The organism is Corynebacterium sp. HMSC065D07, assembly GCF_001810695.1.
Lineage (GTDB): Bacteria > Actinomycetota > Actinomycetes > Mycobacteriales > Mycobacteriaceae > Corynebacterium > Corynebacterium hesseae.
Map to the genome: position 1 here is coordinate 1 of NZ_KV802467.1, position 12221 is coordinate 12221.

Annotated in this window: 12 protein-coding genes; 7 read left to right on the plus strand and 5 right to left on the minus strand. The window is 59.5% G+C overall.

All coding sequences use genetic code 11. The annotated features are described in order from the left end of the window. Window positions 1–285: 285 nt before the first annotated feature. The 3 genes from HMPREF2760_RS08220 to HMPREF2760_RS08230 are packed head-to-tail and all read right to left on the minus strand — an operon-like array spanning window position 286 to window position 2443. Window positions 286–1272 carry a hypothetical protein gene (locus HMPREF2760_RS08220; protein ID WP_070597051.1) on the minus strand — a complete coding sequence of 329 codons (987 nt, stop codon included), beginning with the start codon at window positions 1270–1272 and terminating at the stop codon, window positions 286–288. Continuing rightward, complete coding sequence (locus HMPREF2760_RS08225) at window positions 1272–2072, minus strand: ATP-binding cassette domain-containing protein (RefSeq protein ID WP_070533748.1); 801 nt, start codon at window positions 2070–2072, stop codon at window positions 1272–1274. Before HMPREF2760_RS08225 ends, HMPREF2760_RS08220 begins: the two co-directional genes overlap by 1 nt. Beyond that, window positions 2069–2443 (minus strand): GntR family transcriptional regulator, encoded by a 375-nt coding sequence (locus tag HMPREF2760_RS08230; protein WP_070533746.1) that lies wholly within the window; start codon window positions 2441–2443, stop codon window positions 2069–2071. Before HMPREF2760_RS08230 ends, HMPREF2760_RS08225 begins: the two co-directional genes overlap by 4 nt. A gap of 225 nt (window positions 2444–2668) precedes the next feature. Between HMPREF2760_RS08230 and HMPREF2760_RS08235 the strand changes: the two genes are divergently transcribed. After that, window positions 2669–3907: an NYN domain-containing protein gene (locus tag HMPREF2760_RS08235; RefSeq protein ID WP_070561790.1), complete on the plus strand. Its 1239-nt coding sequence runs from the start codon at window positions 2669–2671 to the stop codon at window positions 3905–3907. Between the two features lie 113 nt (window positions 3908–4020). On the opposite strand, the gene HMPREF2760_RS08240 is transcribed toward HMPREF2760_RS08235, so the two are convergent. Both HMPREF2760_RS08240 and trxA read right to left on the minus strand, forming a co-directional pair. Continuing rightward, a complete protein-coding gene (locus tag HMPREF2760_RS08240) occupies window positions 4021–4815 on the minus strand; it encodes a PspA/IM30 family protein (RefSeq protein WP_070524228.1) in 795 nt (264 codons plus the stop codon). Window positions 4816–4972: 157 nt separating this feature from the next. After that, window positions 4973–5335, minus strand: a complete 363-nt coding sequence (trxA, locus tag HMPREF2760_RS08245) for a thioredoxin (protein ID WP_070524226.1) — start codon at window positions 5333–5335, stop codon at window positions 4973–4975. Between the two features lie 147 nt (window positions 5336–5482). On the opposite strand from trxA, the gene HMPREF2760_RS08250 reads away from it, so the two are divergent. The 6 genes from HMPREF2760_RS08250 to HMPREF2760_RS08275 all read left to right on the plus strand — a co-directional run bounded on the left by HMPREF2760_RS08250 (window position 5483) and on the right by HMPREF2760_RS08275 (window position 12144). Continuing rightward, on the plus strand, window positions 5483–5683 hold the full coding sequence (locus HMPREF2760_RS08250; protein ID WP_070524224.1) for a heavy-metal-associated domain-containing protein: 201 nt from the start codon (window positions 5483–5485) through the stop codon (window positions 5681–5683). Between the two features lie 5 nt (window positions 5684–5688). After that, window positions 5689–7866 (plus strand): heavy metal translocating P-type ATPase, encoded by a 2178-nt coding sequence (locus HMPREF2760_RS08255; protein WP_070597052.1) that lies wholly within the window; start codon window positions 5689–5691, stop codon window positions 7864–7866. 5 nt (window positions 7867–7871) lie between these two features. Next, window positions 7872–9206 carry an MFS transporter gene (locus HMPREF2760_RS08260; protein WP_070533736.1) on the plus strand — a complete coding sequence of 445 codons (1335 nt, stop codon included), beginning with the start codon at window positions 7872–7874 and terminating at the stop codon, window positions 9204–9206. A 28-nt stretch (window positions 9207–9234) separates the two neighbouring features. After that, a complete protein-coding gene (locus HMPREF2760_RS08265; RefSeq protein ID WP_070533734.1) occupies window positions 9235–9699 on the plus strand; it encodes a VanZ family protein in 465 nt (154 codons plus the stop codon). A gap of 785 nt (window positions 9700–10484) precedes the next feature. Then, window positions 10485–11291, plus strand: coding sequence for a HipA family kinase (locus tag HMPREF2760_RS08270; RefSeq protein ID WP_070533733.1), 807 nt, complete (start codon window positions 10485–10487; stop codon window positions 11289–11291). A 1-nt stretch (window position 11292) separates the two neighbouring features. Continuing rightward, window positions 11293–12144: a DUF3037 domain-containing protein gene (locus HMPREF2760_RS08275; protein ID WP_070563953.1), complete on the plus strand. Its 852-nt coding sequence runs from the start codon at window positions 11293–11295 to the stop codon at window positions 12142–12144. Window positions 12145–12221 lie beyond the last annotated feature (77 nt).

The following is a 12221-nucleotide window of genomic DNA, read 5'->3' on the forward strand; positions in this document are numbered from 1 at the left end:
TACATTGGCACACTATTGAGTTCTCAAACATCGTCACCACACAGTCATACGGAACGCCTTTGGCGGTACGCAGTACTGCGAGTAAAGAAAATATTTGTTGTCAGGGCCTGTTTTCCTACCGCCTCTCTCCAAGAACTTCTGTTCCTGTGGGGCGCTGTCGGTCGCGCTGACTCATATAAAGTTACACACGGCCTTGAAAAAACACAAATATGCACTTCAATGAAGGTTTTTGCCCCTTCTTGAAGTGCACAAAGACAAGCTTTTTACGCAGACATTGGTTGGCGCTCAGCGTGCCCCAAACCAGCCCATGAGCCCCGGGCTAAACACGTTGGTCTTCTTGGCCATCCGGGGATATACGGCAACCCACACGACGTAGATAGTTGCCATCCCTGTCAGCGCCCACCCCATCGCAACGCTGGGATTGATAAGCCACGCTATGAACAGTGCGGCGATTACTCCCGCTAGCGCAGTGGTATAGACCCACGTCAGTTTGTCGGTAATGGCAAAACTTAGAAGTAGCGAGGTTGTAGCAAGACACACGATGGTGAACCCGGCTGGATTGCCGGTCCACATCATGGATACAAGATCGGCCAAGACCGATAGGACCACGGGGATTGCCGTGCACAGCAAAGTTGCCTTGGCCCAGGCACCGCGCGGCAGTCCAAAGGCCACTGCATCTTTGAGTGAGCTGCGGATTGAATCAGCGACGAGCGGCAGGACAATCAATATAACAATGACACCCACAATGCCCACGCCGGTATCCCACAGCTTGATCAACACGAGATTCACCGCGATCGCGAGGGCGAAGCCGATCGCCGTCCACATCCACGCGCGTACCTGGGGGCGCACCACAATTTGCGAAACCGGGGACGCTGAGAACCAGCCCGTCGAAGAATCACCATCGCTACCTACGATGAGGGAGCTCGCGGTCATGCGCGATGGCTCGACGCGCTTCACCATGCACACTGCCCACATGAGCCCCGGCGCGATGAGAGTCCACCATGGAAAGGCGAAGGGCGCGCTAACAAGAATCAGTAAAAGCGTCAGGGTGGCATTGATGCGCCGGTGCCCGTTCCACATACGCGAGCTGAGGCCAAAAGTGAGATAGCGGGAGAAATCAGGCTGGGATAGATAGACCGTAAGCACCATAAAGAGTGAGTAGCCGATGGCCCACCCTCGCCCGCTGCCCATCCCGATCACCGGCAAGACGACGAACCACAGGGCAAAGAAGAGGCTATTCCAGCTCAGCGCCATATGCCTATACAGCTTCATCACGCCTCCCCCAATGCCAGAACTGCCTGTTCGAGGGATACCTCGGTGGCACGCAGCCCCATTTCCTGAGCCATGGCAAAGACGTTGGCGGTGTGGTTGGGGCGGGCGTCGACAAGCGCTCGGTCCGCCACGGCGGAGGTTTCGCGCTCGAGCACCGGGAGCTGCAAGCGCCCCAACGCGCGGTCGAGGGCTTCGGCAGAGCCGGTGAGCTGGACGACGCCCTCGATAAACTCATCGATGGGGCCGGAGAGCGGGTTCTCCCCCATCAGGGCTACGGTATCAAGCAAACCGGAAAGCTCGTTGAGGTGATGGGTGGAGACGATAATGGTGCGACCATGCTCTTCGCGCAAGACCTCATAGAATACTTCCCGCTTGGAAGCGTCGAGGCCGAGATAGGGCTCGTCGAGAAGCATGTACGGCACCCCCGAAGCCACCGCAACGATGAAGCTCGCCGCGGACTTTTGCCCGCGGGAGAGGCCCGAGTAGTTCTTCATCGGAAGCTCGAAGCGCTCGACCAGTTCCGCGGCGCGCGTCTTGTTCCAGGTGGGCCAGCGCAGGCTGCATACCGTGAAGACCTTCTTCATATTCCAGCCTTCAGGCAGGGGGTTATCAATGCCCATGAGGACGATCTTGTTGAGGACTTTTTCATTGTCGTAAGGCTTGTCACCATCGACGGTGATGCCGGAAGCATTCAGCTGACCGGCGATTTTACGCATCAAGGTGGTTTTGCCAATGCCATTGGGGCCGACGAGGCCGTGCGTAAGGCCGTCGCTGAAGGTGAAGTGCGGAGTGGAAATCATGAGTAGAGTCCTCGGCTTTCTGCGACAAGGTCGATGAGGTCGTGGAGTTGCTGGCGGGTATAGCCCAGGTGCACGGCTTCGTCGATAAGCGGCGCGGCGTACTCGGCCGCGAATTCTTGGCGACGCCGCGCGCGGATCTTCTCGGCTGCACCTGAGGTGACAAACATTCCTATCCCCCTGCGCTTTTCCAGGATTCCTAGATCTACGAGGAGGGTCAGCCCCTTGCGGGCAGTGGCGGGGTTGATGCTATGAAAGGCGGCAAGTTCATTAGTGGATGGCGCCTGCGCACCCTCGGCGAGAGTGCCCTCAATAATGGCGTCCTCGATGAGCACCGCTATCTGCCGGAAGAGCGGCTGGGCAGAGTTGTCCATGCCGGCCTCCTCGTTGGTTGGTTACTCATGTAACTAACCATATAACCACACCGAAACCCTCGCAAGCCCCCCTTGGGCAACGCCATTGACCTGGGAATTTCCTCGGGGTTATCGACGTTTTGTGACTAATGGGGCACACTGGACTACACCGGCCCTAGGCTGGAAGATCTCACAGAAGTGACCCTAGAAAATTAGTTAGAAGAAATAGAACGGAATTTAGGAGCCATGCTTGAACGAACACTTGTCTTCGTTGACACGTCATACCTACTGGCCAGCTTTTATAACTCTTGGGAGACGGGGGCCCGCGCCCAGCTAGAGATTGATTTACCCGAAGTAGTCAGCTCCCTTGGTTCCATGATTGAGAACCAAGTAGGCAACCCCATCCACCGCCAATACTGGTACGACGGAATCCCCGATACCGGCCCCCACCGTTACCAGCGAGCGCTGCGGGTCTGCGATGGCGTCCAATTGCGCACCGGTCAACTCATCGAATGGGGCGAACGGCGAACCCAGAAAGCCGTGGACACCCGCCTCGTCGCCGATATGATCGTTTCCGCCATGAAGGGCCAAGTCACGGATTTCGTCTTGGTCTCCGGCGACGCAGACATGATTCCCGGGGTCCAGGAAGCCGTGAACAACGGTGTGCGCGTGCACCTTTATGGCTTCGGTTGGGACTCCATGTCTTCAGCTCTGCGCCATGCCTGCGACTCCACCACGATCCTCGATCCGCGGGAGGACTTCGCCGACGCGATGGAGCTCGAGGTCCTTGAAGGCCCGCTGCCGCCGACCATCCGCGAGCCCCAGAGCACCGGAGAAGGAAGCGAAGACGCTAGCGATTCCGCCACCGAGGACGCCCCAGAGTGCGACGAACCTACCGAAGCACAAGCTGCCTTCCCCTCTGCGCCAAAGCCTGGGCCGGCAACACCTTCCGCCGCGGCGCAAGACGTGGCTGCCACCGCCTCGCACCCAGAGTCGGCAGCACCGAGCGCCCCCGCCGACGAAGAGGAGCCCGCCCCCTGCGGCGAACAAGCCACAAAGCCCAGCGCCGCGGATCAGAAGCCCGCGGACGCAGAAGAGGAAACGGGCTCCGAAGCCCCGAAGCCTGCCCCCAAACCGGCCGCGCCCAAGCCGTCGATGATGGCGCCGCGCCGCAAGCTGCGCTCGAAGTATGTTCCCCTCCCCGAGGAAGTGTGGAGCTCCGCCGGCTTCCAGTCCCCCTTTGACGTGGGGCAGCAATATGCCTCGTGGTGGTTCGACAACGCCGCGAGCGCCGATCAGCGCGACCAAGCCCATCTCCTTTCCGGCGGCGGTCTGCCGCCGGAGATCGACCGTCCGCTGCTACAGTTCGCCTGCGAGACTCTGCACGAGTACACGCTCACCGAAACCCAGCGCGTGAACCTCCGCGATGGCTTCCACTCCGGCATCCGCGGCGTGCTTATCAATATCCGCCGCCAGGGCAGCTAGACCGTCGAGGCGCACAGGGACCTTAATAAAGGGACCTTCTGGAGCGCGGGGTGGTGAAATCCCCTGGCCGCAGAATGCGGCCTGCTCCAGAAGGCCCCTTTTCGCGCTGGCTACTACTTATCCTCAGCGTCCTTGGCTTCGGCGCCGGCCTCGAGCTCCTCTATGGTCTTGGAGGATGAGCCTTCCAGCTCCTTGTTCTTGGCCATCTCAGCGCGGATCTCATCCAAGCGGGACATAGCGGCCATATCGTGTCCCGCCGCCGAAATCTCCTGAATCCGGCTACCACCAGCTGCCTGGTGCAGCTCCTGGGCGCCGAGCGCATCAGCGTAGCGCTTCTCAATCTTGGCGCGTACCGAATCCATCGTAGGCGTCGAGTCATCCGGCTTGAGCTCATTCATGGAGTCCAGAGCCTCAGCGTTCTTCTCCTGCATCGCCGCCTGATCGGCTTGGGACAGCAACTGGTCCACCTGCGCGAGCTGCTCCTTCAGTCGGGCCTCCGACTGCTGTTGCTGGGCCTTTGCCTGCTCCGCCGCTTGCGCGGCAGCCTCGTGCTGGGACTTCAGATTCGCCAGCTCATTTTCTACGGCGACCAGCTGGCTCGCCACAACCTCCGCTGCCTGGTTGTACTCGGCGGCCTTCTGCGGATCCTCGGAAGCGTCCGCCAACTCCAAGGCCCGGCGCGTCTGATCCTGGTAGTCCTTCTGAGTTTTCACTAGGCGGTTGAGCTGCATTTCCAGCTGGGTTTTGCGGCCGATAATCTCCGCTGCGTGCTCGGAAATCTGGCGGTGCTGTTCCTTTGCACCTTCCACGGCCTGCTGGATTTGAACCTTGGGATCAGCGTTCTCATCGATCTTCTGATCGAAAGAAGCCATCACATACTTCCAACCTTTGCTGAATGGGTTTGCCATTGCGCTCACTCCTTAGTGGTTCCTGCAGCAGTAATCAATGCAGCGCTCGTTAGTGCTTTATATGTAAAGACGCTTTCCTGCGAGTGTAGCGATACTCACAGGAAAGCGCGCACAGCGGTCTATCTCGACCGCCTTATAGACGAACTATCCGGAATTATTAGGCCTGCTGGCTCTCCACCTGGGCGCGGACCTCATCCATATCGAGAGCCTTGACTTGGCTAATGAGATCTTCCAGGGCTGCCGGCGGCAATGCACCCGACTCGCGGAAAACCAAGATGCCGTCACGGAAAACCATCAACGTCGGGATGGAGTTAATTTGCAGCTTCGCAGCCAGCTCCTCGTTTGCCTCGGTATCCAACTTGGCAAAGGTGGCATCAGGGTGCTCCTCGGATGCCTTCTCAAAGACCGGGCCGAAGCGCTTGCACGGACCGCACCATTCCGCCCAGGCATCCACGAGGGTGATGCCATCGCCGGAGATGGTCTCCTGGAACGTCTCTTCAGTGATGTCAATCGTTGCCATGTCTCTTCCTATCTGTTTCGGGGAACTTTGTAGGTTCTTTCAACTCTCAACGGTACACAAGGCTCAATTATTCCTTGCACCTATACCCCTAGGGGGTATACGCTCAACGGTGTATCTACCCACTACTTAAGGAGTCTGATCACGACCATGAGCACCACCACCTACACCGTTAACGGCATGACCTGCGGCCACTGCGAACTCTCCGTGAAGGAAGAGATCTCGGAGATCAAGGGCGTCACCGACGTCACCGCTGACCACACCACCGGCGCCGTCACCGTGACTGGTGAGGGCTTTAGCGATGACCAGGTCGCCGCCGCCATCACCGAAGCCGGCTACGAGTTGGCCTAAGCATCATGACCACCAGCCTCACTCTCGGTATCACCGGGATGACCTGCACCTCCTGCTCATCCCGGGTGGAACGCAAGCTCAACAAGCTCGACAACGTCGAAGCCACGGTCAACTTCGCCACGGAATCTGCCTCCGTAAGCTATGACCCAGCGACGACGACCCCCGCCGATCTCATCGACGTCGTCGAAGGCGCGGGCTACGGGGCTTTTGCGGTGGACGATGAGGGGGAGGCGTCGGCAAGCACGGCGGACACCGCCCGCGAGGGTGAGGCTTCCGACATCCTGCAGCGCACGCTCGTCTCTGCGACGCTCTCGCTGCCCGTGATGCTCCTCTCCATGGTCCCGGCCCTCCAATTCCAGAACTGGCAATGGGCCTGCCTGGTACTCACAACGCTCGTCTACGTCATCGGAGGCGCGCCCTTCCACCGCGCCACGTGGGCCAACCTGAAGCACGGCGCCGCCACGATGGACACGCTCATCACGCTGGGCACCACCGCCGCCTTTGGCTGGTCGCTCTACGCGCTCTTCTTCGGCAACGCCGGCATGCCCGGCATGACCATGCATATGACGCTGCGTTCCAATGACGCGCAGATGGACCACATTTACCTCGAATCAGTGGGGATGGTCATTACGTTCCTGCTGCTTGGGCGCTGGTTTGAGCTCAAGGCTAAAGGGCGCTCTTCCGAGGCGCTCACCACGCTGCTGACTATGGGGGCTAAAGAAGCCACCGTGCTTCGCGACGGCACCGAAACCCGTATTCCTGCCAGTGATCTCCATGTAGACGATGTTTTTGTGGTTCGCCCCGGTGAGAAGATCGCCACCGATGGCGTGGTCTTCACCGGCCATTCAGCCGTGGACGAATCCCTGCTCACCGGCGAATCGTTACCGGTTGAGGTTTCACCCGGCAGCACGGTGACGGGCGCAACCATCAACACCTCCGGGCGGCTTGAGGTGCGCGCCACCCGCGTCGGCTCCGACACCGTCCTTGCCCAGATGGGCGCGCTCGTCACCGCAGCCCAGACCTCGAAGGCCCCGGTGCAGCGCCTCGCCGACCGAATCGCCGCTGTCTTCGTTCCCATCGTCATCGGCATCGCTATCCTCGCGCTCGTGGCTCACCTGTGGGTCGGCGGAGTTGCCCCGGCCTTCGTGGCCGCCGTCTCCGTCCTCATCATTGCGTGCCCTTGCGCCATGGGCTTGGCGACGCCCACCGCAATCCTCGTGGGCACCGGGCGCGGCGCCGAACTGGGAATCCTCATCAAGGGCCCGGAGATTTTGGAATCGACCCGCCAGATCGACACCATCGTTCTAGATAAGACGGGCACCATCACCGAAGGCCAGATGTCAGTAGCGGCGGTTCAGGCCACTGCGGGGCACTCAGAGCAGAAGGTTCTCCGTCTTGCTGCCGCCGCGGAGCAGGGCTCCGAGCACCCCATCGCGCGGGCCATCCGCGCGGCTTACGACGGCGACATCCCTGCAGCCGAGGACTACCGCGAGCTGCCAGGCCAAGGGATCGAAGCGACCGTCGACGGCGCGCGCGTGCGGGTGGGACGCCCACCCGCGGGCTACGACGGCACTGGGACGCAGGTCGGCGTCTACGTGGCGGATGACGTGGTGGGAACCATCGAGCTACAGGACCGCGTTAAGGAGTCCGCAGCCGCCGCCATCTCCGCCCTCCAGGATCTCGGCCTCACACCCCATCTGCTCACGGGCGACAACGCAGGTGCAGCACACGCAGTGGCGCGAGCCGTTGGCATTGATGAAGCCAACGTGACAGCAGAGGTGATGCCCTCTGACAAGGTGGACGCTGTAGCCCAGCTTCAGCAGCAAGGAAAGACCGTGGCCATGGTGGGCGATGGCGTGAACGACGCCGCGGCACTCGCACAGGCGGACCTCGGCATCGCGATGGGTGCTGGGGCCGATGTCGCCATCGAGGCCTCCGATATCACGGTAATGAATAACGACCTACGTTCCGTCGCCGATGCCGTACGCCTGGCGCGGGCCACCCTGCGCATCATCAAGGGCAACCTATTTTGGGCCTTCGCCTATAATATTATTCTTCTACCTGTTGCCGCTTTTGGCCTGCTCAACCCCCTTTTCGCGGGTATAGCCATGGCGTTGAGTTCGGTTTTTGTAGTCAGTAATTCTTTGCGCCTGAAAAGCTTTCACTCCGCAGAGTATGCTTAGCCTGCATGAATCGTCTTGATCATCGCTCTATCTCTCGCACGGAGAGGCTCGACCGCCTTCCCGTCACTGGAAAACACAAACGTCTCCTCTTCGGTTCCGGCATTGGCTGGGCTCTCGACGCCATGGACGTGGGCCTCATCTCCTTCATCATGGCCGCTTTGGCCGTGCACTGGGGAATCACGCCGACCCAATCCTCATGGCTGGCGTCCGTGGGCTTCATCGGCATGGCCTTAGGTGCTACCTTTGGTGGCCTTTTGGCCGATAAGTTCGGCCGCCGCCACGTCTTTGCCTTGACCCTGCTGGTCTATGGCCTCGCCACGGGTGCTTCCGCCCTGGCGACGGGCCTCACGCTTCTCATCGTCCTGCGCTTCTTCATCGGACTCGGCCTGGGCGCCGAGCTGCCGGTAGCCTCCACGCTGATCTCCGAGTTCGCCCCGCTCAAGGTCCGCGGGCGCATGGTGGTCTTGCTGGAGGCCTTCTGGGCGGTGGGCTGGATCCTGGCCGCGGTAGTTGGAACGTTTGTTGTGGGGGCGTCGGAAAGCGGCTGGCGCTGGGCGCTCGCGCTCGGCATGGTCCCCGCCCTTTATGCACTTTTCGTACGCCTCCACCTGCCGGAATCGGTGCGCTTCCTAGAGTCGAAAGGCCGCCACGAGGAGGCAGAGGAGATCGTCGCCTCCTTTGAGGCCGAGGTGGACTCGACGGACATCGACCGCACGCCCCCGGCACCGACCTACTCCGAGGAAGACGTCACCGCCGCCAGTATCTGGTCGCCGTCCCTGCGCGGGCGCACGCTGGCACTATGGACCATCTGGTTCTGCGTCAACCTGTCCTACTACGGCGCCTTCATCTGGATTCCCTCGCTGCTGGTCGCCGACGGATTCTCCCTGGTGAAGTCCTTCAGCTTCACGCTGATTATCACCCTGGCCCAGCTGCCCGGCTACGCCGCCGCGGCCTGGCTCATCGAAGTATGGGGGCGCCGCACCACGCTGGCTACCTTCCTCGTGGGCTCCGCGCTTTCCGCAGGTCTCTATGGTTTTGCCAGCACCGAGGCCACGATCATCCTGGCCGGTTGCCTGCTGTCCTTCTTCAACCTGGGCGCGTGGGGTGCTTTGTACGCCATCGGCCCCGAGCTCTATCCCACCGCGCTGCGCGGGCGCGGTACGGGTGCTGCCGCCGGCTTCGGCAGGCTCGCATCCATCTTGGCGCCGCTCATCGTTCCGCCGCTCATCGCGGTGGCGGGCACGGGCTGGCTCTTCGTACTCTTTGCGGCAGCCTTTGGCACCGCCGCTGTCGCGGCGCTGACCCTGCCAGAATTCAAGGGTAGGACCCTTGCTCAATAGGGTCGCCCTTGGCGCGTGGGTCGCGGTCATGGTTGCGCTGACTACGCTGAAGTCCTTCTTTCAGATTGGTTACCTCTGGAAGCCAGAGAACCAGCGTGTCCGCGATCTGCGCTTGGTTCCGCTCGATGAGTTTTCCGGCGGCACCTGGTTTGGCCCGCTCTTTGAGTACGCGGGCAATACCGCTTTCTTCATTCCCTTCGGAATGCTCGTCTTCAGCATGTGCCGTTCACTCAAGGCCACGGCCGCGTGGGGCTTCGCGCTGAGCCTGGCGCTGGAGACAGCACAGTACGCCTTCGCCCTGGGGCGCACCGATATCGATGACCTCATCTTCAATACCCTCGGCGCGCTGATCGGAGCAGGGTTTGCCCGGCTGTGTGGCGAGCGCTTCTTCCCCGTGTGGCGGTGGCTCGCACTCGCCGCAGCAGCCGTCTTCCTAGTCTTAGTCATTCTCGGCCCACGGTTGGGTGACCCCAACGCCGTGGTGGACCTGTAATTTAACCGTGCGCCATGTTGACGAACCCGACTTAGACCAACTTAGTGCGAGAGTTCTTGGCCGGTGATTGCTTGGATGGTGACGGTGAGGCCGAGTGGAGGTGGTACGGCGGCGTGGACGGTTTCGCCGCCAACAACGAATCAAAAGTTGCGGTATTTCTTGAGTGTTCTCACGAGGCGTTTGTTGGAGTAACCACTGCGGGTTTCCATCAGGTGTGCCCTGGCTAATGCTGCGATGACGATATTGAGGTGTTAAGAGTGACATTTCTCATCCACCCATGATCTAAGTTTGGTTTGACGTCAACTAGCGCGCTTCGACTTGTTTCGATGGTGGAAGGTCTCAACCTCAATGGAACTGATTCATACAACCTCAAAATCCGTGAGGACAAAGTCACAAAGAATGGTCGCACCAACAAAAAGTGGACTATTCTGAAAATCCAAAAGGAGGAAAAGACCCGTGACGCTCAAGAACCGGACTCAGGCTAATAGGTCCAAACCCGATTCATCACGCTCAAAAAGGTCATCGATATCTACAGTGTTATCCTCCTAGCCCTCGGCATCGTCTCTGGAATCGTCGCGTTCAGGCTAACACTCACTACGGAACTGAGCACCCTAATCCTCATCCCATCGGTCGTAGCCGCCACTACTGGCGCTCTAAACCTCACGACCACAAAACGGCCGCGGTAGACACAGATAATCCCCGAATAGGCAACTACGCCCAAATTTCCTGTTCCCATTAGACCCGCAGGCTTGTACTCCGCTCACCCCTCTCGCAAAGGCTTTGCAATGAACACCAACAACGTCATCTCTATCGATGCCCGACGCAGCCGTGAAGAAAAGACCTACCTACAAATCCCCGGAAGAGTCGCCTTCCACACTGGCACCCGGCCGTTCCTCGGCAAGGCCGACGACGGCAACGAATACTGGTGCAAACGCATAGAAAGTGACCATGGGCGCGAAGCCGTAGTCAACGAAGTTGCTGCAAGCATCGTCGGTCTGCGCCTGGGCGCCCACATCCGCCCATGGAAAATTATCTACGTCCCCGAGTCACTACACGGACACATGATTGGAGAATCAATATGGAGATACAGGCTCACCGGGACTCCACTCTTCGGCTCGCTCAATCTCCACACTGCTACACTGCACCAAGGGTTCGGAGTCATCCCCTACGTTAACGACGACGCCAACTACAACCACATCCCGAAGCTGATAGCACTGTGGTTGTTGTGCAATGTTCAGGAAGACCTCCAAATCCTCACGGACAACGATGACGATAACTCCATCTGGTCCATCGACCACGGGCTCTGGTTCGACTCGGAGCCCTACCCTTGGCAACTAACCCCGCCAGAACGCGCAGGCGGCACCGCACGCATTCCTCTACTGCGCACCGAAATTCCCAACAGCTCGTGGGACAAAGCCATCAACGCACTCGACAACCTCGACACCACCCTACGAGAAGAATTGCAAGAAGCACTACCAATAGAATGGGCAATACCTGCGCATGAGACTGACAAACTCATGAACTACGTCCTCTCTCGCAAGGACTACGCTCGGGAGCTCCTACGCTCGTACAAACACCGCAAAGGACAATGACATGAGATTCGACTACTGGACCGTAAGCGTGGTTCCCCGCCCCATGGGCATCACCACGATCGGCGTCGGTGTCATCGTCATCGATGCCGCAACAGGCGAAACAAAGAATCATTTCCGCTCCGACCGCGGTATCCACCACGATTCCGACTTTCCCGAGGCCATCCGGCGAGCCCTGCAACATTTCAAAGCCGACCTCAAGAAGCTGACAACGACAACCGAGCCGCTCAACCTTGACGGGCAACACACGCTGTCGAGCTATCTCGAATTCATTAGCGGACACTGGAACAACCTCATCAAGGTTCACCCCATGCAAAGCATGGACGCTGCAAACCTCAATGAGGCCACCGACCTACTGTTTTCGACCCTCATTGGCGAAGCCCCCACCGGCAAGCATCAACAAGACGTCAGACAGGTACGACGCTTTATCCGCAAACAATACGAGCAACTCCCAAGCCTGGAAAAAGCAACCATCTTTGACGCCGACGTCCAAGTTGCCCGGCGCGAGCTGGATCTAACTTTGGCGGTTGTCGATGATGAGGAAGTTATCGAGCTTAATCAGGCATTTAACTTCCGGTCTTCTGATGCGAATATCACGCGCGCGGCCATTGATTCTTGGACGCTCAAGGTGGACAAGTTGCAGCAGGCGGGCGGTGAGCTTACTGCTGGTGAGACTTTAATCTCTGTTCCTCGCGAATTGGATATCGTCGCTGTCACCACATTGCCGAACTCGTCAGCGCAGAAGAAGAACTACCAGCAGTTCCGTGAATTTTGTGGCGATCTCGATATCTCGATGCTGACGATGGAAGAAATTCCGCAGCATGCAGCCTCACTCAATAGGCGCTTAGCCTCTTAAAAAGCACGCTCCCCCGTACCTGGAAAGTCAGGTCCTAGTCTTAGTCATTCTCAGCCCACGGTTGGGTGACCCCAACG

Coding starts and splice junctions, on each gene's coding strand:
- HMPREF2760_RS08275 (WP_070563953.1), top strand. CDS start 11,293: ATGAGATTCGACTACTGGACCGTAAGCGTGGTTCCCCGCCCCATGGGC.
- HMPREF2760_RS08250 (WP_070524224.1), top strand. CDS start 5,483: ATGAGCACCACCACCTACACCGTTAACGGCATGACCTGCGGCCACTGC.
- HMPREF2760_RS08235 (WP_070561790.1), top strand. CDS start 2,669: ATGCTTGAACGAACACTTGTCTTCGTTGACACGTCATACCTACTGGCC.
- HMPREF2760_RS08255 (WP_070597052.1), top strand. CDS start 5,689: ATGACCACCAGCCTCACTCTCGGTATCACCGGGATGACCTGCACCTCC.
- HMPREF2760_RS08230 (WP_070533746.1), bottom strand. CDS start 2,443: ATGGACAACTCTGCCCAGCCGCTCTTCCGGCAGATAGCGGTGCTCATC.
- HMPREF2760_RS08225 (WP_070533748.1), bottom strand. CDS start 2,072: ATGATTTCCACTCCGCACTTCACCTTCAGCGACGGCCTTACGCACGGC.
- trxA (WP_070524226.1), bottom strand. CDS start 5,335: ATGGCAACGATTGACATCACTGAAGAGACGTTCCAGGAGACCATCTCC.
- HMPREF2760_RS08265 (WP_070533734.1), top strand. CDS start 9,235: ATGGTTGCGCTGACTACGCTGAAGTCCTTCTTTCAGATTGGTTACCTC.
- HMPREF2760_RS08240 (WP_070524228.1), bottom strand. CDS start 4,815: ATGGCAAACCCATTCAGCAAAGGTTGGAAGTATGTGATGGCTTCTTTC.
- HMPREF2760_RS08270 (WP_070533733.1), top strand. CDS start 10,485: ATGAACACCAACAACGTCATCTCTATCGATGCCCGACGCAGCCGTGAA.
- HMPREF2760_RS08260 (WP_070533736.1), top strand. CDS start 7,872: ATGAATCGTCTTGATCATCGCTCTATCTCTCGCACGGAGAGGCTCGAC.
- HMPREF2760_RS08220 (WP_070597051.1), bottom strand. CDS start 1,272: ATGAAGCTGTATAGGCATATGGCGCTGAGCTGGAATAGCCTCTTCTTT.